Source organism: Rubrivivax rivuli (assembly GCF_004016505.1).
GTDB lineage: Bacteria > Pseudomonadota > Gammaproteobacteria > Burkholderiales > Burkholderiaceae_C > Rubrivivax > Rubrivivax rivuli.
In genome coordinates this window covers 170436-192904 of record NZ_SACR01000007.1, presented here as the reverse complement: position 1 = coordinate 192904, position 22469 = coordinate 170436, and the positions used below count along the sequence as shown (strand labels likewise).

The 22469-nt window shown below is 68.0% G+C and carries 18 protein-coding genes and 1 tRNA gene; 8 read left to right on the top strand and 11 right to left on the bottom strand.

From position 1 onward, the window contains the following. Positions 1 to 13: 13 nt before the first annotated feature. From EOE66_RS20900 to EOE66_RS20855, 10 genes are all read right to left on the bottom strand, one after another. On the bottom strand, positions 14 to 1207 hold the full coding sequence (locus EOE66_RS20900) for a 5-(carboxyamino)imidazole ribonucleotide synthase (protein ID WP_128230683.1): 1194 nt from the start codon (positions 1205 to 1207) through the stop codon (positions 14 to 16). After that, entirely contained in the window at positions 1204 to 1692 is a 489-nt protein-coding gene (gene purE / locus EOE66_RS20895) for a 5-(carboxyamino)imidazole ribonucleotide mutase (RefSeq protein ID WP_128230682.1), read from the bottom strand. Before purE ends, EOE66_RS20900 begins: the two co-directional genes overlap by 4 nt. Before the next feature lie 41 nt (positions 1693 to 1733). Further along, positions 1734 to 2861, bottom strand: a complete 1128-nt coding sequence (locus EOE66_RS20890; RefSeq protein ID WP_128230681.1) for a hypothetical protein — start codon at positions 2859 to 2861, stop codon at positions 1734 to 1736. Positions 2862 to 3035: 174 nt separating this feature from the next. Further along, positions 3036 to 3488 carry a histone gene (locus EOE66_RS22235; RefSeq protein WP_128230680.1) on the bottom strand — a complete coding sequence of 151 codons (453 nt, stop codon included), beginning with the start codon at positions 3486 to 3488 and terminating at the stop codon, positions 3036 to 3038. Positions 3489 to 3750: 262 nt separating this feature from the next. Beyond that, the gene (locus EOE66_RS20880) at positions 3751 to 5031 is read right to left on the bottom strand and encodes a ribonucleotide-diphosphate reductase subunit beta (protein WP_128230679.1); all 1281 of its coding nucleotides are present in this window, start codon (positions 5029 to 5031) and stop codon (positions 3751 to 3753) included. Positions 5032 to 5183: 152 nt separating this feature from the next. Continuing rightward, positions 5184 to 8075 carry a ribonucleoside-diphosphate reductase subunit alpha gene (locus tag EOE66_RS20875; protein ID WP_128230678.1) on the bottom strand — a complete coding sequence of 964 codons (2892 nt, stop codon included), beginning with the start codon at positions 8073 to 8075 and terminating at the stop codon, positions 5184 to 5186. Positions 8076 to 8716: 641 nt separating this feature from the next. Next, positions 8717 to 10246 carry a sigma-54-dependent transcriptional regulator gene (locus EOE66_RS20870; RefSeq protein WP_128230677.1) on the bottom strand — a complete coding sequence of 510 codons (1530 nt, stop codon included), beginning with the start codon at positions 10244 to 10246 and terminating at the stop codon, positions 8717 to 8719. A 63-nt stretch (positions 10247 to 10309) separates the two neighbouring features. Further along, positions 10310 to 12235 carry a sensor histidine kinase gene (locus tag EOE66_RS20865; RefSeq protein WP_128230676.1) on the bottom strand — a complete coding sequence of 642 codons (1926 nt, stop codon included), beginning with the start codon at positions 12233 to 12235 and terminating at the stop codon, positions 10310 to 10312. Between the two features lie 15 nt (positions 12236 to 12250). Further along, positions 12251 to 12499, bottom strand: a complete 249-nt coding sequence (locus EOE66_RS20860; RefSeq protein WP_128230675.1) for a PP0621 family protein — start codon at positions 12497 to 12499, stop codon at positions 12251 to 12253. A gap of 31 nt (positions 12500 to 12530) precedes the next feature. Continuing rightward, a complete protein-coding gene (locus EOE66_RS20855; RefSeq protein WP_128230674.1) occupies positions 12531 to 13370 on the bottom strand; it encodes a cytochrome C assembly family protein in 840 nt (279 codons plus the stop codon). Positions 13371 to 13420: 50 nt separating this feature from the next. Here EOE66_RS20855 and ffh point away from each other — a divergent pair, with 50 nt between their 5' ends. Together ffh and EOE66_RS20845 are read left to right on the top strand one after the other, a co-directional pair. Further along, positions 13421 to 14800: a signal recognition particle protein gene (ffh, locus tag EOE66_RS20850; RefSeq protein ID WP_128230673.1), complete on the top strand. Its 1380-nt coding sequence runs from the start codon at positions 13421 to 13423 to the stop codon at positions 14798 to 14800. 178 nt (positions 14801 to 14978) lie between these two features. Next, complete coding sequence (locus EOE66_RS20845) at positions 14979 to 15695, top strand: DUF2726 domain-containing protein (RefSeq protein ID WP_128230672.1); 717 nt, start codon at positions 14979 to 14981, stop codon at positions 15693 to 15695. Between the two features lie 23 nt (positions 15696 to 15718). Here the strand turns inward: EOE66_RS20845 and ftsY are convergent, their stop codons facing one another. After that, entirely contained in the window at positions 15719 to 16774 is a 1056-nt protein-coding gene (gene ftsY / locus EOE66_RS20840) for a signal recognition particle-docking protein FtsY (RefSeq protein WP_128230671.1), read from the bottom strand. 64 nt (positions 16775 to 16838) lie between these two features. Here ftsY and EOE66_RS20835 point away from each other — a divergent pair. The 6 genes from EOE66_RS20835 (at position 16839) to EOE66_RS20810 (ending at position 22289) form a co-directional block, all read left to right on the top strand. After that, a tRNA-Met gene (locus tag EOE66_RS20835) sits at positions 16839 to 16915 on the top strand. A gap of 78 nt (positions 16916 to 16993) precedes the next feature. Then, the gene (locus tag EOE66_RS20830; RefSeq protein ID WP_128230670.1) at positions 16994 to 18820 is read left to right on the top strand and encodes a site-specific integrase; all 1827 of its coding nucleotides are present in this window, start codon (positions 16994 to 16996) and stop codon (positions 18818 to 18820) included. A 67-nt stretch (positions 18821 to 18887) separates the two neighbouring features. Further along, entirely contained in the window at positions 18888 to 19883 is a 996-nt protein-coding gene (locus EOE66_RS20825; protein WP_128230669.1) for a site-specific integrase, read from the top strand. Between the two features lie 106 nt (positions 19884 to 19989). Beyond that, on the top strand, positions 19990 to 20634 hold the full coding sequence (locus EOE66_RS20820; protein ID WP_128230668.1) for a nucleotide-binding protein: 645 nt from the start codon (positions 19990 to 19992) through the stop codon (positions 20632 to 20634). Beyond that, positions 20610 to 20867, top strand: coding sequence for a hypothetical protein (locus EOE66_RS20815; RefSeq protein ID WP_128230667.1), 258 nt, complete (start codon positions 20610 to 20612; stop codon positions 20865 to 20867). The genes EOE66_RS20820 and EOE66_RS20815 overlap by 25 nt, the downstream gene beginning before the upstream one ends. A gap of 162 nt (positions 20868 to 21029) precedes the next feature. After that, positions 21030 to 22289, top strand: coding sequence for a ParB/RepB/Spo0J family partition protein (locus EOE66_RS20810; protein WP_164885205.1), 1260 nt, complete (start codon positions 21030 to 21032; stop codon positions 22287 to 22289). Positions 22290 to 22469 lie beyond the last annotated feature (180 nt).

Here is a 22469-nt window from a genome sequence, read left to right as displayed (position 1 = left end):
GCGCCGCCCGCGTTCAGAAGGCCTGAAGGCCGAGCACCGCCGCGGCCCGCAGCGCGTTGGCCCGGGCCGTGCCGGCATCGGCCGCAGTGAAGGTCAGGTGGCCCATCTTGCGCCCGCGCCTCGCCTCGGCCTTGCCGTACAGGTGCAGGTGCGCGCCTGGCAGCGACAGCACCGCAGCCCAGTCGGGCGTGACGGGAGCGGCGTCGGCCGCGTCCTGCGGGAACCACAGGTCGCCCAGCAGGTTGAGCATCACGGCCGCGGAATGCAGGCGCGGCGCCACCAGGGGCAGGCCGGCCAGTGCGCGCAGTTGCAGGTCGAACTGCGAGACATCGCAGGCGTCGATGCTGTAGTGGCCCGAGTTGTGCGGGCGCGGCGCCATCTCGTTGGCCACCAGGCGGCCGTCTTGCAGCACGAAGAACTCGACGCAGAGCACGCCGACGTAATCCAGCGCCTGCGCCAGACGCCCGGCCAGTGCAATGGCCTGCTCGGCCAGCGCCGGCGGCACATCGGGGGCCGGCACCTGCGTCACTGCCAGGATGCCGCCACGGTGCAGGTTCTGCTGCACAGGCAGGTGCACCACGGCACCATCGGCCCCGCGCGCGACGATGACACTGATCTCCAGCCGCAGCGGCAGGCGCTGCTCCAGCACGCAGGGCACACCGCCCAGCGCCTGCCACGCGGCCGGCAGGTCGGCCAGCGTCATCACTGTGGCCTGGCCCTTGCCGTCGTAGCCGAGGCTGGCCGTCTTGAGGATGCCGGGCAGCAAAGGCGCCAGGGCTGCCGAAGCAGCGGTCTCGGCGCTGTCGATCACGGCATGCGGCGCGCAGGGCACGCCAGCCGCTGCGAACGCGGCCTTCTCGCGTGCGCGGTGCTGGCACACCTGCACCGCATCGGCCGGGGGCGAAACGCGCCGACGGGCGGCGAGCATGCGCAGCGCTTCGGCCGGCACGTTCTCGAACTCGGTGGTGATGGCCACGCAGGCGGCAGCAAGTTCGGACAAGGCCGCAGGCTCGGCATAGGGCGCCCGCAAGTGAGCATCGGCCGCAGCCCCAGCGGGACTGGCCGCATCGGGTTCGAGCACCATCACGCGGTAGCCGTGGGTCTGCGCAGCATGCACGAACATGCGGCCGAGCTGGCCGCCGCCGAGCACGCCGAGCATGCCTTGGCCAGGCAGGGTGGCCGCCTCAGTGGTGGGTGAGGCGCTCAACGCAGTTCCTGCGTCATCGCGCGTGCGGCCTCGGTCTGGCGCGCGCGGAAATCTTGCAGCTTCTGGCGCAGCGCGGCATCCTCGTTGGCCAGCATCGCAATGGCGAAGAGCGCTGCGTTGGCGGCACCCGCTGGCCCGATGGCGAAGGTGGCCACGGGGATGCCCTTGGGCATCTGCACGATGGAATACAGCGAATCGACGCCCTGCAGGTGCTTGCTGGCGACGGGCACGCCGAGCACCGGCACCACGGTCTTGGCGGCGAGCATGCCTGGCAGGTGTGCAGCGCCCCCAGCGCCCGCGATGATGGCCTTCAGGCCCCGCGCGGCAGCCCCCTCGGCGAAGGCGAACATGTCGTCAGGCATGCGGTGGGCCGAGACCACGCACTTTTCATAGGCGACGCCGAAGTCGTCGAGCAGGACTGCTGCGTGCTGGAGGGTTTCCCAGTCGCTGGAGGAGCCCATGGCTAGGGCGAGGGGTGGATTCATGACTTTGATCTTATGGGCTGGCGGCGAGTGCGGCTCTGCTTTCAAGCGCTCTGGCCGGGGCGCATTGGTCGGAACTCTTGCAGCTGGGAGCCAAGTGACTCGCAAACGAGGCTGTGGTCGTGGCAAGCGCGATTCGCTCGCTCGTGCCAAACCTGCGCTTCGTCGGGGGCGCCAGTTAGTGCAAAAGCCAACGCAGCCGACCTTGCCATGACGGCGGCGTCATCCGAAGGAATAGGCAGATCATCAGCCTCCGGAGTCACAAACTGAAGGAGCGCACGATTGGCCTCTGCTGTCTTGCCGACGCTTGCCAAGGCGAGTGCCAGATCCGCCTGCAAAAGACGCCTTTGTGCTGACCTCGAAGTTACCGCTGGGGTACCCAATAAGGCCTCAATCACGGGCAGTGCGTCGGAGTACTTGTGCTGGTACACCAACTGGCTGGCCCTGGTCGTCGCCAACAGGTGCTCCAACGACTTAAGGCGAGCCGCAGACTGGTAGTTGACTGCCGTATCAACGTCTATTCGAAGTAGCGTGCGATCGATCCCGGAATCCAGCCCTGCAACATCTTCAAAGCGAGCCCGTGCCACCCGGAGAGCGGCTCGGTTGTAAGTCATGGCACCCACTCCAGCGTGGTCATTTATCGCAATGGCATCCAATCGCGCCGATTCGTACCACTCTTGCGAAGCCTGAACTCGACCGACGATGAGATTGGCATCGCCCAGCGTCAAGGCAATCCGGCATCGAACTGACTCGACCCCATCGCTGAGTTGAGCTAAGGCTTGAATAGCCGTGTGTAACTCTCTGACCGCTGAATCGAAGCGCGCTTGATTCAGGTCGACATGCGCCAGCCACGCCGAAGTAAGCGCAATCAAATCAAGCGCGTTAAAAGACTTGCTCAGAAGATTGGCTCGCAACAGTCGATCACGCGCTGCCGGATCCAATCTTCCGTAGTAAGCCTGCAAGGCCTCCAGCACCATTACAAGAATCGAGACACGCGGACTTCGAGCGTTCGCAAACTCGTGTCGCAATGCTTGACGCTCTTGCTCAGCGGAGTGTTCCTCTCCGACCCGCGCCCAATAGCATGCAAGCTCGACTCGGAGCAATGCGCGTGCCTCAGGGTCTCGCTCTGTTCCGAGTTTGTCCAGAATTCGTTGCTCAAACGGCGAAGGCATCAGTCTTCTCCCGAAGCAGGAACCCGATTGGGCTGGTCGCAGAAAACACGCGCTCATTGCAATGGCACAACCGCGCCATCGTACTTCCAAAGAAAAAGAGCCTGGCTAGATGCCAGGCTCACAACCTTCACCTCTAATGCCCCGAATGAACGAGGACAACAGAGCAAGTCGCGCTTAGGGCTTGTTGCCGGTCGGGAAAGGCCAAGCAGCAGCAGGATTCAGCGCAGTCTTCGCCGGGGCGGCAGCAGGCGCAGGCGCAGGCGCAGGCGCGGCAGGTGCCGCAGCCTTCTTCGCAGCCTTCTTTGCGGCGGGCTTCTTGGCCGTCGGCTTTTTGGCAGCAGCAGCCTTCGGAGCCGCAGCCTTCTTCGCCGGAGCGGCCTTCTTGGCAGGCGCAGCCTTCTTCGCCGGCGCAGCCTTCTTCGCCGGTGCCGCCTTCTTGGCCGGCGCAGCCTTCTTAGCCGGTGCCGCCTTCTTGGCCGGAGCGGCCTTCTTCGCCGGGGCGGCCTTCTTCGCGGCAGCCTTCTTGGCCGGGGCAGCCTTCTTCGCCGGGGCGGCGGCCTTCTTGGCCGGGGCTGCCTTCTTCGCGGGAGCCTTCTTGGCCGGAGCGGCCTTCTTTGCAGTTGCCATAACGATCTCCTTGATCAAGTTACAAATGGCTCCGCGCTGCTAAGGTCGCAGCGCAGAGATCCACCGCCCGGTGGTCTGCTGGAAGGTTTGCACCCCCAGCGGTTGCCCCAGTGCGGTGAACGGGGAAGCGAGCTCGGCCTTTGTCTGCCGGTCTGTGCCTGCCTGGGCTCGCAATGCTTGATCCTTCATGCACGAACACCGGCCACGTCTGTGCGTGGGCCGGTGCTCGCAGTTTGCGGTGCGTGAAGCATGGGCTCCTGGTTCAGTCCCACGCCAGCGCGCCGCCGGTCTGGTAATCGATGACGCGCGTCTCGAAGAAGTTGCGCTCCTTCTTCAGATCGATCATCTCGCTCATCCACGGGAAGGGGTTCTCCTCGTTGGGGAACAAGGCTTCCAGGCCGATCTGCGTGGCGCGGCGGTTCGCGATGTAGCGCAGGTAGCCCTTGAACATGCTGGCGTTCATGCCGAGCACGCCGCGCGGCATGGTGTCTTCGGCGTAGCGATATTCCAGTTCCACGGCCTTCTCGAACAGCGCCTTGATCTCGGCCTTGAAGGCCGGCGTCCAGAGGTGCGGGTTCTCGAGCTTGATCTGGTTGATGACATCGATGCCGAAGTTGCAGTGCATCGACTCGTCGCGCAGGATGTACTGGTACTGCTCGGCAGCGCCCGTCATCTTGTTCTGGCGGCCGAGCGCGAGGATCTGCGTGAAGCCGACGTAGAAGAACAGGCCTTCCATCAGGCAAGCGAAGACGATCAGGCTCTTCAGCAGCTTCTGGTCGTTCTCGGGCGTGCCGGTGTGGAAGTTGGGGTCCATGATCGCCTCGATGAAGGGGATCAGGAACTCGTCCTTGTCGCGGATCGACTCGACCTCGTGGTAGGCGTTGAAGATCTCGCTCTCGTCCAGGCCCAGGCTCTCGACGATGTACTGGTAGGCGTGCGTGTGGATCGCTTCTTCGAAGGCCTGGCGCAGCAGGAACTGGCGGCACTCAGGCGCCGTGATGTGGCGGTAGCTGCCCAGCACGATGTTATTGGCGGCCAGCGAATCGGCCGTGACGAAGAAGCCCAGATTGCGCTTGACGATGCGGCGCTCGTCTTCGGTCAGGCCGTTGGGGTCTTTCCAAGTCGCGATGTCGCGCGACATGTTCACCTCCTGCGGCATCCAGTGGTTGGCGCAGGTGGCGAGGTACTTCTCCCAAGCCCACTTGTACTTGAACGGCACCAGCTGGTTGACGTCGGTCTGACCATTGATGATGCGCTTGTCAGCGGCGTTCACGCGACGCTGACTCACCACCGCCTTCACGGCCGTACCGATGGCGGGCACGCCAGGCGGCAAGGTGGCGGCCAGTGCTTGCGCCGCCGTGAGAGCCGGCGCGGCTTTGGCAGGGGCGGTGGCAGCGACCACGGCGATGGGTGTTGCCGCTGCAGGCATCACGGCTGGCATGGCCGCGGAAGCGATGGGCTTGGGTTCGAACGCAGGCGTCGGCAGGGCCGCGCTGTGCGCTTGATTCGGTGTGCTCTGAACGTCGTCTTCCCAGACCAGCATGTTGTGTGTGCTTCCAGCTCAATGCGAATTATCGGAGTGTTGTGCGCGAACACCAAGCACTGCTTGACATCGCGCACCTCTCGTTGTTGCAGCAGCGCATCGACCGTGTCGTCATCCACGCTCGATGCGCCCGCCGCGCGTTCGATGCGGGCTTACTGGCAGGCCTCGCAATCGGGGTTGTCGATGGAGCAGAACTTGATGTCGCTCGCGGGTTCTGCAGGCAGCGCTGCGGCTTCAGGCGCAGCCGCGGCCACACCACCGCTGTCGCCCATCGTCACCGCGTTCAGCTTGCCTGCAGCCACCGTGCTCTTCTCGGTGTAGGTGGCGCTGGTGGTGCGCAGGTAGTAGGTGGTCTTGAGGCCCCGCAGCCACGCGAGCTTGTAGGTCTCGTCGAGCTTGCGGCCCGAAGCACCGGCCATGTAGATGTTCAGGCTCTGCGCCTGGTCGATCCACTTCTGGCGGCGCGAGCCGGCTTCCACCAGCCACTGCGGCTCCACTTCAAAGGCCGTGGCGTAGAGGCGCTTCAGCTCTTCCGGTACGCGGTCGATGGGGCGCAGCGAACCATCGAAGTGCTTGAGGTCCATGACCATCACGTCGTCCCACAGACCGAGCTTCTTCAGGTCGCGCACGAGGTACTCGTTGATCACCGTGAACTCGCCCGAGAGGTTGCTCTTCACCGAGAGATTGCCGAAGCTCGGCTCGATGGAGGCGTCCACGCCGATGATGTTGCTGATGGTGGCCGTGGGGGCGATGGCCACGCAGTTGCTGTTGCGCATGCCGTGCTGGGCGATGTGGGCGCGCAGGCTGTCCCAGTCGAGCGTGCTGCTGCTGTCGACTTCCAGGTGCCCACCGCGCGCTTCGCGCAGCAGGGCCAGGCTGTCCTGCGGCAGGATGCCGCGGTCCCACAGGCTGCCGCGGTAGCTGCTGTAGCGGCCGCGCTCGGCAGCCAGTTCGCTGCTGGCGCGGTAGGCGTAGTAGCAGACGGCTTCCATGCTGCGGTCAGCGAACTCCACCGCCTCGGCGCTGGCGTAGGGCAGGCGCAGCTGATACAGGCAGTCCTGGAAGCCCATGATGCCCAGGCCCACCGGGCGGTGCTTCAGGTTGCTGTCGCGCGCCTTCTTCACCGCGTAGTAGTTGATGTCGATCACGTTGTCGAGCATGCGCATCGCGGTGGCGGTGGTGCGCTGCAGCTTTTCTTGATCGATGGCACCGTCCTTCAGGTGCTGCGCCAGGTTCACGCTGCCCAGGTTGCACACCGCGATCTCGGTGTCGGAGGTGTTCAGCGTGATCTCGGTGCAGAGGTTGGAGCTGTGCACCACGCCCACGTGCTGCTGCGGGCTGCGCACGTTGCAGGCGTCCTTGAAGGTGATCCAGGGGTGGCCGGTCTCGAACAGCATCGAGAGCATCTTGCGCCACAGGTCTTTCGCCGGCATGCGCTTGAAGAGCTTGAGCTCGCCGCGGTCGACCTTGGCCTCATAAGCGGTGTAGGCCTCTTCGAACGCCTTGCCGAACTTGTCATGCAGGTCGGGGCAGGTGCTGGGGCTGAACAGCGTCCAGGGGCCGCCTTCCATCACACGGCGCATGAACAGATCGGGGATCCAGTTCGCCGTGTTCATGTCGTGCGTGCGGCGGCGGTCGTCACCGGTGTTCTTGCGCAGTTCCAGGAACTCTTCCAGGTCGAGGTGCCAGGTCTCCAGATAGGCGCAGACCGCGCCCTTGCGCTTGCCCCCCTGGTTCACGGCCACGGCCGTGTCGTTCACCACCTTCAGGAAAGGCACCACACCCTGGCTCTTGCCGTTGGTGCCCTTGATGTAGCTGCCCAGGGCGCGCACGTTGGTCCAGTCGTTGCCCAGGCCGCCGGCGAACTTGCTCAGCAGCGCGTTTTCCTTCAGCGCTTCGTAGATGCCGTCGAGATCATCCGCCACCGTGGTGAGGTAGCAGCTGCTCAGCTGGCTGCGGCGCGTGCCGCTGTTGAACAGCGTGGGCGTGCTGCTCATGAAGTCGAAGCTGGAGAGCACGTTGTAGAACTCGATGGCGCGCGTCTCGCGGTCGATCTCGTTCAGTGCCAGGCCCATGGCCACGCGCATGAAAAAGGCCTGCGGCATCTCGATGCGCACTTCGTCGATGTGCAGGAAATAGCGGTCGTACAGCGTCTGCAGGCCGAGGTAGTCGAACTGCAGGTCGCGGCTGGCGTCGAGCGCGGCGCCCAGCTTGGCGAGGTCGAACTGCAGCAGCTTCTCGTCCAGCAGTTCGGCCTGCACGCCCTTCTTGATGAACTGCGGGAAGTACTCGGCGTAGCGCGTGGCCATCTGGCCCTGCGTGACGTTCTCGCCCAGGATCTCGCGGCGGATGGTGTGCAGCAGCAGGCGCGCGGTGGCGCGGGTGTAGCTCGGCTCCTTCTCGATGAGGGTGCGCGCGGCCATGATGGCGGCCTTGAACACTTCGTCCAGCGGCACGCCGTCGTAGAGGTTGCGGCGCGTCTCGGCCATGATGGGCTCGGCCTTGACGTCGGCGCCCAGGCCGGCACAGGCCGCTTCCACCAGTTCACGCAGCGCGGGCATGTCCAGCGGCACACGCTGACCGCCTTCGGTGACGAAGAGTTCGGGCGCTTGCGCCACCGCCGGTGCACCCTGGCGCGCACGTTCCTGCGCGCGGCGCTCGCGGTAGAGCACGTAGGCCCGCGCCACCTCGTGGTGGCCGCTGCGCATCAGCGCCAGTTCCACGTGGTCTTGCACGTCTTCGATATGGAACGTGCCACCGCCCGGGCGGCTGCGCAGCAGCGCGCGCACCACGCCTTCGGTCAGGCGCTCCACCGTCTCGCGCACGCTGGCCGAGGCGGCACCCTGGGTGCCGTGCACGGCCAGGAAGGCCTTCATCAGCGCCACCGAGATCTTGTCGGGCGCGAAAGAGACCACGGCACCATTGCGCCGGATGATCTGGTAGCCGGCATAGGCGGCACTCGCCGGCGCTGCCTGGCCGGTAGCCACCGGTCGGGTGGCGGTGGTGGTGCTGGGCGGGTTGGCGGTGGTGGTAGCAGCTTGCATGCGATCCCCTCTGGTCTGCGGTTCGTGTTTGTCGGTTCGGCACTGCGCGGTGGCGGCAGCACTGCCCTGCGCGGGCCAGGGCACTGCGCAAGGCGAAAAGAGCTTGGGTGTGCGGGTGTCGGTGTGAAAGTGGGTGCGGGCCCGTGACCCCGGACCCGACGGGCTCAAGGTGGGCAGCAGGCCCAGAACCCAGCCCTGCATGGCCTGCACAAGGCCTTGCAGCAACCTGGCCGAGCCCGGCCGCTCAACAGCCCGACGCGTTCACGAGATTATCACGCGAAGGCACTATATCTGGGGTGCCATGGGCTGCCAAGCCACTACGGCTAGTGTCCCGGACAGTGGTTTCCCGGTGGCGAGAGCTCACACGCCGCGCCCCACTTTCGCACCTGCGACACCCCGCCGCAGCGGCACCTGCGGTGCAGGCCGCGCCGCGGCTGCGCGGGGACCGGAACCCGCAGGATCCATGCGGCCTCGCGCCCGGAAAGGTCCGGAAAGGCGCGCCGCTTCTGGCGGCCGTGCCGTTCGGCGCAGGCCTCTCGGCGCCTCGACGGTGCAGGCCTCCGGACTCCGCAGCGGGTCGCGCCGCCGCCACACTGCGCACACGGGCCCGGGGCCCAGCCTGCCCGCCCGCCGGCCCGCCTTCAGTCGGCGTCGTTGTCGGCGGCTCCGACGCCCAGGCGCGCCATGCGGTAGCGCATCTGTCGCAGCGACAGGCCCAGGCTGGCGCCCGCGGCAGTGCGGTTGTAGCGGTGGCGCTCAAGCGCACGCTCCAGGATGTCGCGCTCGATGCTGTCGAGGTGGGCCGCCAGATCGGTGGGCAGGGCGGGGCCGCCGGCCGGGGCCGGGGCGCGCACCGGGCCCGCCAGTGGCTGCAGCGGTGCAGGCACCGTGTTGCTGTCCGGCTCGACCCCATCGCCCAGCACGGCCTCGGGCAGGCCGAGATCGGCCTGCCCGATGCGTGTGCCGTCGGCCAGGGCCAGTGCGCGGTGCAGGAGGTTTTCGAGCTCTCGCACATTGCCGGGGAAACCGTAGCGCACCAGGTGCTGCAGCGCTTCGGGCGCCAGCGTCGGCACAGGGCTCACGCCCGCATCTCGGGCGATGCGCTGCAGCACGCTGCCGCACAAGGCCGGCAGATCGCCCAGGCGCTCGCGCAAGGGCGGCACGGTGATGCGGATGACATTGAGGCGGTAGAACAGGTCTTGCCGGAAGCGCCCGGCCTGCACCTCGGCCGCCAGGTCCTTGTGGGTGGCACTGACGATGCGCACGTTGAACGGTGTCTCTGCGGTGGCCCCGAGCGGGCGCACCGCGCGCTCCTGTATCACGCGCAGCAGCTTGCTCTGCATGGGCAGCGGCAGGTCGCCGATCTCGTCCAGGAAGAGCGTGCCGCCCTGCGCGGCTTGGAAGAAGCCGTCGCGGTCTTCGTTCGCGCCCGTGAAGGCACCCTTGCGGTAGCCGAAGAATTCGGCCTCCAGCAGGTTCTCGGGGATGGCGCCGCAGTTCACGGCCACGAAAGGCAATGCGCCGCGTGGAGAGACCTCGTGCACCGCACGCGCCACCAGTTCCTTGCCGGTGCCCGACTCGCCGCACACCAGCACCGGTGCCATGCTCTGCGCCACGCGCTCCACCAGGCCGCGCACCTGCTGGATCGACGGCGCCTCGCCCACGATGCGGCGCAACGCCGGATGGAGCGCAGCGGGCATGCCGGCAGGGCCGGTTGCCGACGCCGCCCCCACCGCAGCCGGCGCGCGCGCAGGCGATGCCGGCACGGGCATGCGCCCCAGCGCCGAAGCCACCACGGCACGGAACTGCCGCAGATCCACGGGCTTGGTGAGGTAGTCGTAGGCGCCCGCCTTCAGCGCCTCCACGGCATTCTCGGGTGAGCCATAGGCGGTGATGACGATGGCCTTTTCGCTGCGCCCGGCGTTGTCCAGCCGGCGCAGCAGGTCCAGGCCGTTGCCGTCGGGCAGCCGCATGTCGGTGATGACGAGTTGGTAGTGCCCCGGGCCCTGCTCCTGCAGTCGCAGCCAGGCTTCTTCAACCGAGCCGGCGCTCTCGACGTCGTAACCCTCGCGCACCAGCGTCAGTTCGTAGAGTGTGCGCAGGTCAGGCTCGTCATCGACGACAAGCAGCCGGGCGCTGGGGGCCGAAGCGGCCTGGGCTTGTGGGCTCATGGGCTGGGTTCGCTGCAGGGCTGCTGAGGCGGCGGGGTTGCTGAAACGCGAGCTGTGGGCGGCTCAGCCGGAGCCCAGGGGCAGCGGCTGGCTCGCATCGGGCAGCACGGCCCGGCGCATGTGCACCACGAACTCGTTGCGCAGGCGCTCGGCGGCCGGGCGCGGGCGGTACTCGATGCTGGCGCCGTAACGCTCGCACAGCTCGCGGCAAATGTACAAGCCGAGGCCCGAGCCGCGGCTGCGCGTGCTGAAGAAAGGCTCGAAGAGATGGCGCTCCACCTCCGGCGGTATCGGGGGGCTGTCGCTGAGCACCGAGAGCTGTGCCCAGCCATCCTCACGCGCAGCCAGGCGCAAGAAGACCGCGCCGCGGCCCGCGCTGGCATGCCGGTGCGCGTTGTCCAGCAGGTTCACCAGCACGCGGCGCAGGTGCTCGGGGTCGAAGACCACGCCCAGCGGCACACCGGGCAGTTCGGCGCGCAGCCGGCTGTCGGGAGCCAGCGGCACGCCGGCCGTGCGCGCCCAGTCGGCCGCTGCTGCCGCCACCTCGGCATTGGCATCGATGGTGCGCAGATGAGGCTCGGCCCCGGGCGCCACCTCCATGACGTCGTCTACCAGCCGTTTCAGGCGTTCGACGTTGTCGGCCACCATCTGTGCCAGGCGCTGCTGCGCGGGCGGCAAAGCATCTTCCAGCAGCAGCGCATTGGCCTGCGAGATGGCCGCAAGCGGGTTGCGGATCTCGTGCGCAATGCCCGCCGACACGCGCCCCATCGCGGCCAGCTTCTCCTGCCGGATGCGCGCCTGCAGGGTGCGCAGGTCTTCCAGCAGGAGCACGGCAAAGGGCTCCACCGCGCCCGGCTCCTCGCGGCCCTCGGCCGCCCCGGGCTCGAGCCCGCGGCCGCGCATGAAACGCACCCGCATGCGCAGCGTTCGCGTGTGCCCCTGGCCGAAGCTGAGCATCACATCGCGCCCGGCCTCGGGCCATTCGCCTTCGACCAGGGCCTGGGCCACGGCCTGCATCAGCGCCGCCCAGGCCGGGTTGCGGTCGAGCACGAAGGGCGCGGGCGGGTGCAGGCCCTGGTCGACCAGCAAGGCACGCGCCGCCGGGTTGGCCGCGCGCACACGCAGGCGGCGGTCGACCACCAGCACGCCATCGACCATCTCCTCGATCACCAGCCGGTTCAGCTGTGCCTGCTGGCGGGCCAGTTCCAGGCTGCCGCGCGCAGCGAGTTCCTCCCGCGCCAGGCGACCCGCCAGTTCACCGGCCAGCAGCGCGATGGCAAACATGCCCAGGCCCACCAGCCCCGACTGCAGCATCAGCGGTGCCGTGCCGTCGAGCCCGAAGCCGCCGCGCCAGGCCGCGCCGAGCAGCACCAGCGACACCCCCGCCGCGGTGCCCAGGGCCAGCAGCCTGGAGGTCAGCACGCCCGCCATCAGCACCGGCAGCACCAGCAGCGCGGCGTAGTTCAGCGAGCTGCCCACCTCCAGGAAGTGCAGCACCGAGAAGGCCAGCAGGTCGATGCCGATGGTGGCCAGCCACTGCTGCCGGCGTCGCCCGGCCTGCGGCGGCGCCAGGCGGCCGAAACGGGGCAGCAGCCACCAGGTGATGGCCTGCACGCCATAGAGCAAGGAGACCAGCGTCAGCCACTCGACGGGCCGCAGCCCCATGAGGCTGCCCAGACCCTGCACGCCCACCAGGCCCAGGCCGATGACGGCGCGCGCCGCGGCGTAGGTGCGGTAGACACGTGCCAGGGCATCGTCCTGCGCATGCACGATGCGCCGCGCCTGGCGCAGCAGGAAGCGGCTGTCGGCGCTGGCTTCGCCCGAGGCCAGCCAGCCGGCATCGAAGAAGGAGTCGTCGCTGGTCTGTGAATCGCCGCCCACCGTGCCCAGCAGCGTGTCGTCGCGGCGCCGGCCGCCGCGGCGGCGGTCACCGCTGCGGCGTTCGGTGTCGCGACGGTCGGGGTCCGAGGGCGGGACAGGTGCGGCCATGCCGGCAGCCGGCCTTCAGCGCGGGCCGGCGGCGCGGTGGGCTTCGCCGCAGTAAGGCCGGCCGCTGGCGTCGGTCGTTGCGTCGGACTGCGGCAGGTGCACGCCGCAGTGGGCGCAGGCCACCATCACCAGGGGCTCGGTCGAGGGCGGGCGGGCGGCGGGCTTCGGGGGCGCCGGCGGTGGCTTGCTCGGCGGCTCGGCGCTGCGGCGCTTGAACCACCACAGAGCCAGGGCCGCGACGGCCAGCAGGAGCAGGTACTTCATCGTTGCGGCAGGCCGGAACCAGCGGCTGCGGTCATGCAGCCGCCGGGTTCAAGAGCACCTCGACCACGAAGCGCGAGCCCACGTAGCCCAGCAGCAGCAGCACCGCGCCCACGTAAAGCCAGCGCGTGGCCCGCTTGCCGCGCCAGCCCCGCAGGCGGCGCCCCAGCAAGAGCGCGGCGAACACCGCCCAGGCCAGCAGCGAGAACACCGCCTTGTGGTCGCCCCAGCGCCAGTGCACGGTGTTGACGAAACCCAGCACGAGGGTGGCTGTCAGCACCGCGAAGCCGGCCTCGACGAAGTGGAAGGTCACGCGCTCCAGTTGCAGCAGCGGCATGCCCATGGCCCCCGAGCCGAGCGCCTGCAGCCTGGCCCCGGGGCCGCTGGCGCGCAAGCGGCGCTCGGCGGCGTCCAGCATCAGCGCGTGCAGCACCGCCGCGCCGAAGAGACCGTAGGCGCCGACGCCCAGCACGAAGTGCAGCGGCGCCAGCGCCGAGGTGATGGGTCGAACCTCGCCCGGGAAGGATGCAGTCACGAGCACGGCCAGGGCTCCTGCCAGCGCCAGGCCCCGGCGCACCGCGAGCAGCGGCACGAAGCGGCTTTCGACGGCATAGACCGCGATCACCAGCCACACCGTGACCGACAACACCGGGGCGAACCCCAGCCGGGCACCGGGCGTGGGCAGGCCGATGCCGGCGATGTCGATCAACAGCAGCAGGCCGTGCAGCGCCCAGCCCCCCAGCAGCGCCGCCGCCGAGAAGCGGCTGAAGGCCGCCACCGGCGCGGCCGCCACCGCGTAGAGCAGCAGGGCCACGACCACCAGCAGCAGCCCGCCGCCAGGGGCCAGGGCCGGAGACGCGCTCGATAGAATCATGCAGACAGTGTACTGACCATGCGCCCCTGCCCGGGCGCCACCGAGACGCCATGGCTTCGACCCTCTCAGACCGCCTGTCCAAGCTGGTCAAGACCATGCGCGGGCAGGCCCGCATCACCGAAAGCAACGTGCAGGACATGCTGCGCGAAGTGCGCATGGCCCTGCTGGAAGCCGACGTGGCCCTGCCCGTGGTGCGCGACTTCATCGCCAGGGTCAAGGACAAGGCCCTGGGCACCGAGGTCGCCGGTTCGCTGAACCCCGGCCAGGCGCTGGTGGGCATCGTGCACAAGGAACTCGCCGCCACCATGGGCGAGGGCGTTTCCGACATCAACCTCGCGGCGCAGCCGCCGGCCGTCATCCTGATGGCGGGCCTGCAGGGCGCGGGCAAGACCACCACCACTGCCAAGCTCACCAAGCACCTCATCACCAAGCGCAAGAAGAAGGTGCTCACGGTCTCGGCCGACGTCTACCGGCCGGCGGCCATCGAACAGCTGAAGACCGTCACGGCGCAGGCTGGCGGCGAGTGGTTCCCCTCCGACCCGACGCAGAAGCCGCGCGAGATCGCGCTGGCCGCGCTGGACTACGCCAAGCGCCACTATTTCGACGTGCTGCTGGTCGACACCGCCGGCCGCCTGGGCATCGACGAAGCGCTGATGGCCGAGATCCGCGAGCTGCACGCGGCGCTGAACCCGGTGGAGACGCTCTTCGTCGTCGACGCCATGCAGGGCCAGGACGCGGTGAACACCGCCAAGGCCTTCAAGGACGCGCTGCCGCTGACCGGCGTGGTGCTCACCAAGCTCGACGGCGACAGCCGCGGCGGTGCGGCGCTCAGCGTGCGCCAGATCACCGGCGCGCCCATCAAGTTCGCGGGCGTCAGCGAGAAGATCGACGGCCTGGAGGTCTTCGACGCCGAACGCCACGCCGGCCGCGTGCTGGGCATGGGCGACATCGTCGCGCTCGTCGAAGAAGTGCAGAAGGGCGTCGACATGGACGCCGCACAGAAGTTCGCCGACAAGATGAAGTCGGGCGGCGGCTTCGACCTCAACGATTTCCTCGCCCAGATCAGCCAGATGAAGAAGATGGGCGGCCTGTCCAGCCTGATGGACAAGCTGCCCAGCCAGCTCACCGCCAAGGCCGCCGGCGCCGACATGGACAAGGCCGAGCGCGACGTGCGCCGCATGGAAGGCATCATCAACAGCATGACGCCGCTGGAGCGCCGCAAGCCCGAGCTGCTGAAGGCCAGCCGCAAGCGCCGCATCGCCGCCGGTGCCGGCGTGCATGTGCAAGAGGTCAACCGCCTGCTGAACCAGTTCGACCAGATGCAGGGGATGATGAAGAAGATGAAGGGCGGCGGCCTGATGAAGATGATGAAGCGCATGGGCGGCATGGGCGGCCCGGGTGGGGGCGGCTTCCCCGGCATGCCGCGCTGAGACCCCTGCTGGCCCGCCAGAGACCCGTGCGCCGCGGCAGATGCCGCGTTTCGCCCCGCCATCGGGGGCTGCCGATACGCATTGACACGTCTTTTGTCAGGCATACCGTTGATTGGCAGCCTGCTTCGGCCGATCTTCCGGGTTCGACCCTCACACCACCACGCCCGTGCAGCCACCCATGGACTCCTTGTTCCCGAACGCCTCCCTCGCCTTGCCGGCCACCGTGCTGTTGCTGCTGGCCTGGCTGGCGATGCGGGTGCGGCAGCGCCAGAACCAGCGCGGTCAGAACCGCGAGGCCCTGGATACCGTGGCTTCCTGGCCGCCCGAGGCCGCCCGCGTGCTGACCATCGCCGAGCGCCAGGCCTACGAGTTGCTGCGTCGCGCGATGCCCGGCTTCCTGGTGCTGGCACAGGTGCCGCTGTCGCGCTTCATCCGCGTGCCGGCGCGCCATTCCTACGCCGACTGGCTGCAGCGCGTGGGCTCGCTCAGCGCCGACTTGCTGCTGTGCGATGCCGGCTCGCGTGTGCTGGCCGTCATCGACATCCGCTCGCCCGGCGAGAGCGAGCGCTCGCGCCGCCGCCACGAACGCATGGCTCGCGTGCTGCGCAAGGCCGGCGTGCACGTCATCACCTGGAGCGAAGACGCGCTGCCCACGCTGGCCGAGGTGCGCCACGCGATGACGGCAGTGGTGGGCGGCTCGGCGGTGGCCGCTGCCGCCGCAAAGGCTGCGGCACCCGTCACTTCGCGCCCGATGCCGCTGATCCCGGTGCCCGACATCGCCGAGGTGCTGTCCGAAGGCGACCGCGCGGCCTTCGAGAATCAGTTCGATCCCGCGATGGAGCCCGTGCCCTCGGCCTTCTTCGAAGAGCTCGAACCCGAGCCCGCGCGCCGCTGAGGCGGGCGGCGCAGCCGGGCCGCTCAGCCCAGCAGCGCCTGCGCGAATTCCTGCGCCTTGAAGGTCTGCAGATCTTCCAGCTTTTCCCCGATGCCGACGAAGTAGACGGGCACCGGCCCGCCGGGCCGCTCGCTGCCCCAGCGCGCGATCGCCGCCAGCACACCGCCCTTGGCCGTGCCGTCGAGCTTGGTGACGATCAAGCCCGTGAGGCCGAGCGCGGCGTCGAAGGCCTTCACCTGCGCCAGCGCGTTCTGACCGGTGTTGCCATCCACCACCAGCAGCACTTCGTGCGGCGCACCCTCTTGCGCCTTGCCGATGGTGCGGCGGATCTTCTTCAGTTCTTCCATGAGGTGCGTCTGCGTGGGCAGGCGGCCCGCGGTGTCGGCGATGACGACATCGCAGCCCCGCGCCCGACCCGCGCTCACGGCGTCGAAGCTCACCGCAGCGGGGTCGCCGCCTTCCTGGCTGACGATCTCCACGCGGTTGCGATCGGCCCACACAGAAAGCTGCTCGCGCGCGGCAGCGCGGAAGGTGTCGGCCGCGGCCAGGAGCACCTTGCAGTCGGCCTCGGCGAGGTGGCGCGTGAGCTTGCCGATGCTGGTGGTCTTGCCAGCGCCGTTCACGCCAGTGACCATGATCACCGTGGGCGTGGCCGTGCCGATGCGCAGCTCGCGCTCCAGCGGCTGGAGCAGGTCGGTGATCACCGCGGCCAGCAGTTGCTTCACGGCCGCGGGCTCGGTGGCCTTGGTCTCCTTCACGCGGCGCTTCAGGTCGGCGAGCAGCTGCTCGGTGGCCGCCACGCCCGCGTCGGCCATCAGCAGTGCAGATTCGAGCTCCTCGAACAGCGCGTCGTCGATGCGCGTGCCGGTGAACACCTGCGCGATGCTGCTGCCGGTCTTGCGCAAACCCTGGGCCAGCCGGCCCAGCCAGCCGCCGCGTGCCTCAGGCCCGGGCGCTGCCGCCACCACCGCGGTCTCGGCCACGGCCGGCGCTGCAGCGGCTGGCGCAGGCGAAGCCGCAGCAGCAGCGGGTGCCGCGGGGGTCGGCGCAGGCGGCTTCTTCTTGAAGAAACTGAACATCGTGGGACCGGGAAACCGGCTTTGAAAAGACGCCAGAGCTTTGGCTATAATGCGCGGCTCACAAGGCGCTTTAGCTCAGCTGGTTAGAGCGACGGAATCATAATCCGCAGGTCCGGGGTTCAAATCCCTGAAGCGCCACCAAAATCTAAAATAGCTTCGCAGGTCAAAGACTTGCGAGGCTTTTTTCTTGGCTGGGGTATCCACCTAGGGTATCCACTTTTGGCCGCCAAGCCCGCTCGACTCGCCCGCAACCGACACGGCACCTTCACCTTTCGGTGGATCGTGCCGGTGCCTCTGCGCGAGCGCGTGGGCGCGCGCCGCGAGATCAGGGTCTCCCTTCGCACGAAGGACTGCCGGACAGCACGCATCCTCGCGCTCGAGCTCAACTTAGAACTCGAACGACTGCGCGCCACGATGTCCAAGGACCCAACTGCCGATCTCCGGCATCTGCTCAACCCGCTCACCCTGAAGCTGCCGGGCGGCATCGAAGCCGAGATCCAGAACGACAACGACCTGCGTCTGTTCCAGAGCTTCCTGACCCAGAACGGCGACCTGCGCGACGCGCTGATGCAGGCCATCCGGCGAGGCGAAGACCCGGGCAAAGCGATGGCCGGCCTGGTGCAGGACCTCAAGCAGGCCGCCAGCGGCGCTCACCGCGTCGCTCGCCCGACGCCGGTGGTCGATGCCATCCAGCAGTTCGTTGCTGCCACGAACGCGGGATCGGCGGCCGAGGTAACACGCGGCACCCGCAGCACGCCCGGCGAGAAGCTGCGCACGCTGACCATGCTGCTCGATGATCTGGCTGCGCAAGGCCGCGACCGCAAGGCCGTGTGCGTTCACGAAGTCACCCGGTCCGACGTTAAAGGCTTCGTCGATCGCTACGCCAAGCGTCCGTCGAAGGCCGCCAGGGTGGCCCTCGCAGACCGCAAGCGTGCGGCGACGTCGTCCGAAGACACCGCGGCCGAGCCGACCAAGGCCGAGCTGAAGACCCTCAACGCGCGCACGATCAAGAAAGCTCTTGGCCACCTCCAAGACTTTTTCGTGCAGGCGCTGGCCAACGACTGGATCGCCATCAACCCGATCGACGAGGCCTTCAACCGCGCCACCGCGCAGTACCGTGTGATCTCCAGCAAGGAGAAGAAGTCCAACCACTACGACCTCTTCGATGAAGCGGAGATCCAGGGCATCTTCGAACCGCGGCGCTATCTGCGCAACCTGAACGCGGCGGATGACTTCTGGGTGCCGCTGCTGGCGCTCTTCAGCGGCGCACGCGCGGGAGAACTCGTCGGCCTGCGCGTGGCCGACATCGTGCTCGACGCGCCATCGCAGCTGTGGGTGATCAACATCACAGAGGATCTCAACGACAGCGACGGGCCCAAGACTCAGAACTCCGTCCGCAGGATTCCCATCGCGTCGGCGCTCGTCGAACTCGGCTTCCTGAAGTACGCCGAGAAGCTGCGCCTGGCCGGCGCGCAGGCGCTGTTTCCGCATCGCCCGATGAACAAGACGCGGAAGAACGATCCCTCGAAGCACCTCTCCCGCGTGTATTCGAACCATCTGCGCGACTGCGACCTGAAGACCGCCAAGAAGGTGTTTCATTCGTTCCGGCACACCGCCATCACGCGCATGCACGTGCGCGGGGTGCCGGTCGGCGACGCTGAACTGATCGTCGGCCACGCATCGCAGGACACCGAGCTTCGGCTGCAGGCAGGGCGTGGCGCCGCTGGGAATCGCGGCAACGCGACGCACCTGGATACCTACGTCGATGCGGCGGCCTTTGCCGACAACGACAAGCCGCTGTTGTTGCGGCTGCGTGAGCACGTCGATCGCTGCCTCACCTTCGGCATCGACTTCGCGGGCCTGAAAGAGGCTGCGGCCATCGTCCAAGAACTCACTGTTTTGGAAGGGAAGCAGTGGAAGTCGGGCTGGCACGCCAACAGCCACAAGGTGGCGCAGACGATGACGGAGCGGGTCGCCGGCGCCTGCGGCCGACCGGCCGACGCCGATTCGCCGGCCCCAGCGGAACCCGGCGCCGCAAGGGCCTGATCCCGCATTTCAGCCTGCACGCCCCAGTCGCATTTCAGCACCACCACCACGCCGCATTAACAACCACATGAGCGCGCCTGAAATGCGAACCACACAACTCACACAAACGCGGGAGACGCAGAGCTTCTACAAGCGCGTGGTGGCCCGGCTCGAACGCCACGCCGCCAAGCTGCTGGCAGCGGGAGACATGGCCGAGATCCCGGATCGCAACGTGCGCGTGGCCATCGCCTACGCTTGCCTGGAACCCACCGTGACCGAGGCCACCGCACGCCTGTACCGCGCGGCCATCCTGCACCTGATCGAGTCCGAACCGGGTGAGCGGGACTGGGACGTGCTGAAGATCATCGACCCCGAACCTTCGGCGAGCGAGTCCGACCGCCAGGATGAGCTTCGAGCGCGGCGGGCGCAGAACCTGCAGACACTGCGCGGCGCGCAACAAAAGGCAAAGTGGCTGTCGATGGCTGATTGGACCAGGTTGGGCGAGGCGCTCGGCCGGTCCCGCAGCAACTGGGCCGGCCCGGCGCGCCACTGGATCACCGCCACCCTGCTGTCCGGCCTGCGTCCCTGCGAGTGGCGACGGGCAGAGCTCGACGGCGCGTCGCTGGTCGTCGTCAACGCCAAGGCCACGAACGGGCGCGCGCATTCGGCGACCCGGACCATCGGCCTGGCCAAGTGCGACCGCACTGAACTGGCGGTCGTCGCGTCTTTTCTGGAGTTGGTGCGCAGCTACGGCGAGGACGGCTACAAGTCGCTCTACGACGGCGTGCGCGATCTGATCTGTGACGTTGCCCGCGAGACCTTCCCGGGCCGGGACCGGTATCCGTCGCTGTACACGGCCAGGCATTGCTTCGCTGCGCGTGCCAAGGCGACTTACTCGAAGGTGGAAGTCGCCGCCTTGATGGGCCACGCCAGCACGGCGACGGCAGGCCGCAGCTACGCCCCGGCGCGCCACGCCCGAGGAGGCCGTCCCCTGGAGGCCGAGCCCAGCGCCAACGACATCGACGCCGTGCGCCGCGCCCAGAACGCCAGGAATCTGTTCAGCGAACCCAAAGACATGCCATGAAGCCAAGCTCTCGCGATGACCCGCCGGCCCGGCCCAACCTCGCCAACAACAGTGATGACAGGACGACATGCTGGCATGCCGGCAGTGATGCATCGAGGACGCCGCCATGCTGAAGATCGCCGTCTTCAGCCAGAAGGGCGGCGCCGGCAAGTCAACCCTCGCCGTGCATGTCGCTGTCGCGGCGGCGCGGTCGATGCAGGTGATCCTGATCGACGCCGATCCGCAAGGCACCGTCGTCAGCTGGGCCCAGGACCGCCAGGCCGTGGACCCCTTCGTCGCCCGTGTCGAGCCCTCGTCCATCACCCAGCTTCTGGAAGGCGCCACGTCGGAGGGCTTCGAGCTGGCGGTCATCGACTGCCCGCCGCACGCTGCACCAGGCACAACAGCCCTGCTGCGAGCCGCCGATCACGTCGTGATCCCCTGTCAGCCGACGATGCCCGACCTCTCGGCCACCGCCAGGTCGGTGGCGCTGGCCCGGTCGGCCGGCCGCGGCTATTCCTTCGTCGTGAACCGTGCGCCCGCCCGCGCACCTGAAGTCATGCAGGCCATCGAAGCGCTGGGCGGCGGCGGCCGGGTTGCGCCGATCGTGATCGGCGACCGCAGGGCGTACTCGCGCGCGCTGACCGACGGTCGAGCGGTAACGGAGTTCGCGCCCAGCGGCTCGAAGGCCGCCGACGAGATCAACGGCTACTGGGATTGGTTGTACGAACACGTGAAGGAACAAGCATGGCAAACGCAGCAAGCAGCCTGAAGAAGTTCGCCGTCAAGCCGGCGGACGAGGTGAGCGCCTCGGCAACCCCAGGCATCCTGCCCACGCGCGGAAAGAACAAGCGCGTTGGCATCGCCGTCCGCCTCAGCCCCGCGGACTGGCACCGCGCCGTTGAACTCGCCATGCGCGAACAGACGTCGTTGCAGCGCTTGCTGGTCGCAGGTGTGAGCGAATTGCTGCGCCAGCGCGGCCTTCCACCCCTGGCTGGGGACTGACCAGCGCGAGCGAAGTGATGACGTGGTGACATGCCACCACGTCACCGTGTCACCGTCCGTCGGTACCGTTCAACATCGCAAGCAGCGCGCTGCCTGCGCTCGGCACGACAAACCTCCGAGGTCTCGGCAGACTGCCGCCTTGTCGCAACCCCTGGTCAGTTCATGATCGATCCGCCAGAACCTCTCACCACCGCCGCACCGGCGCACGACGCAGCTCTGCATGCAGGCAGTGGTGCCGGCGCGCATCGCAGCGCTCGGCTTGACCAAGCGGTGCGCGGCGTTGCCCGAGCGGCGATGAAGCGCGGTGAGAAGGTGGTCCAGATCCGGACCACGATCAAGCTCGGCCAGGCCCGGCGCAGCGAGAAGCCGAAGGCGTCAGCGCCGACGGTGCTGCTGCTGGACCCCAGGCAGATCGACGTGTCGCGCTGGTCCAACCGGCACGACGAGAGCTACCGCAGCGACGCATTCCAAAACCTCAAAAGGAGCATTCAGCATGACGGTGAAAACCACGTCCCTGTCCTCGTCCGCGCCCTGCCCTCGGGCCGCAGCGGCATTGCGCAGCCACGCTACGAACTGGTCTACGGCCATCGACGCCGCCAAGCCTGCTTTGAGCTGGGCCTGCCGGTCAGGGCGATCGTCGAGATGCTCGCCGAAAGGGACCTGGTAAGGCGGATGCACGCGGAGAACTGCGAACGCGAGCCCTTGTCCGCCTACGAAGCCGGCCGCTTCTACCAGCAGTTGATGGACGCGCAACTGTATGGCAGCCAACGGCAGATGGCGCAGGCCCTGGGAATCGATCAGGCGGATGCGGGCCGCAAGATCTGGCTCGCCGGCCTGCCGGCTGACCTGATCGGGGTGTTTCGGAATCCGGCGGAAATCAGCTGCGATGACGTGAAACGGCTGCGTGGGGCCTGGACACACGATGCCGAAGGCATGCTGCGCGAGGCACGCCAGCTGTTGGAGGCCGACGGGCCGCTACCGGCCAAGCAAGCCGTCGCCAGGCTGGCGAGCCCGGGCGACCCACGGGGTGATGGAGGCTCCATCACCCGTGCCGAACAGAAGGCCCGGCCCGCCGCCAGCGCCCAAGCCAGGTCGATGGTCGAGATCCAGTCGTCGGGGCCCGATGCGGTGACGCTGCGGGTGAACACGGGCCTGTCCATGGCCGACCGCGAGGCACTGCTGTTGCAGGTCGAGCTGTTTCTATTGCAGCGCCGCGGCGCTCCACACGCGCCGGCCGCTCGCCGAGTCCGGTCGCCGGCACCGGCGCCTTTGCCCAGCGAAGTTCCGCTGCAACCGAATCCCTCCGATAACGAAGAAGGTTTCGTGCAGGCAGTTGATGTCGCCCGCTCCAGCGGCGGTGGCACCGTTGACGAAGCAGCTTCGTGCGCGAGCAGCCTCTTCGTGATCGACGCTCCTTCGTGATCGTTGCTCCTCGACGGCGAGGCCTGCTGCGTGCACGAAGACTTCGAAGACATGGCATCCGGCAGCGCGGCCTCCCACCCCTGACGGGGGACTGATCCGCGCCAGCGTGGTGGTGACGTGGTGACATGTCCGCATGTCACCACGTCATCGTCCGGCGACGCTGGCCGGCATCGCTAGCAG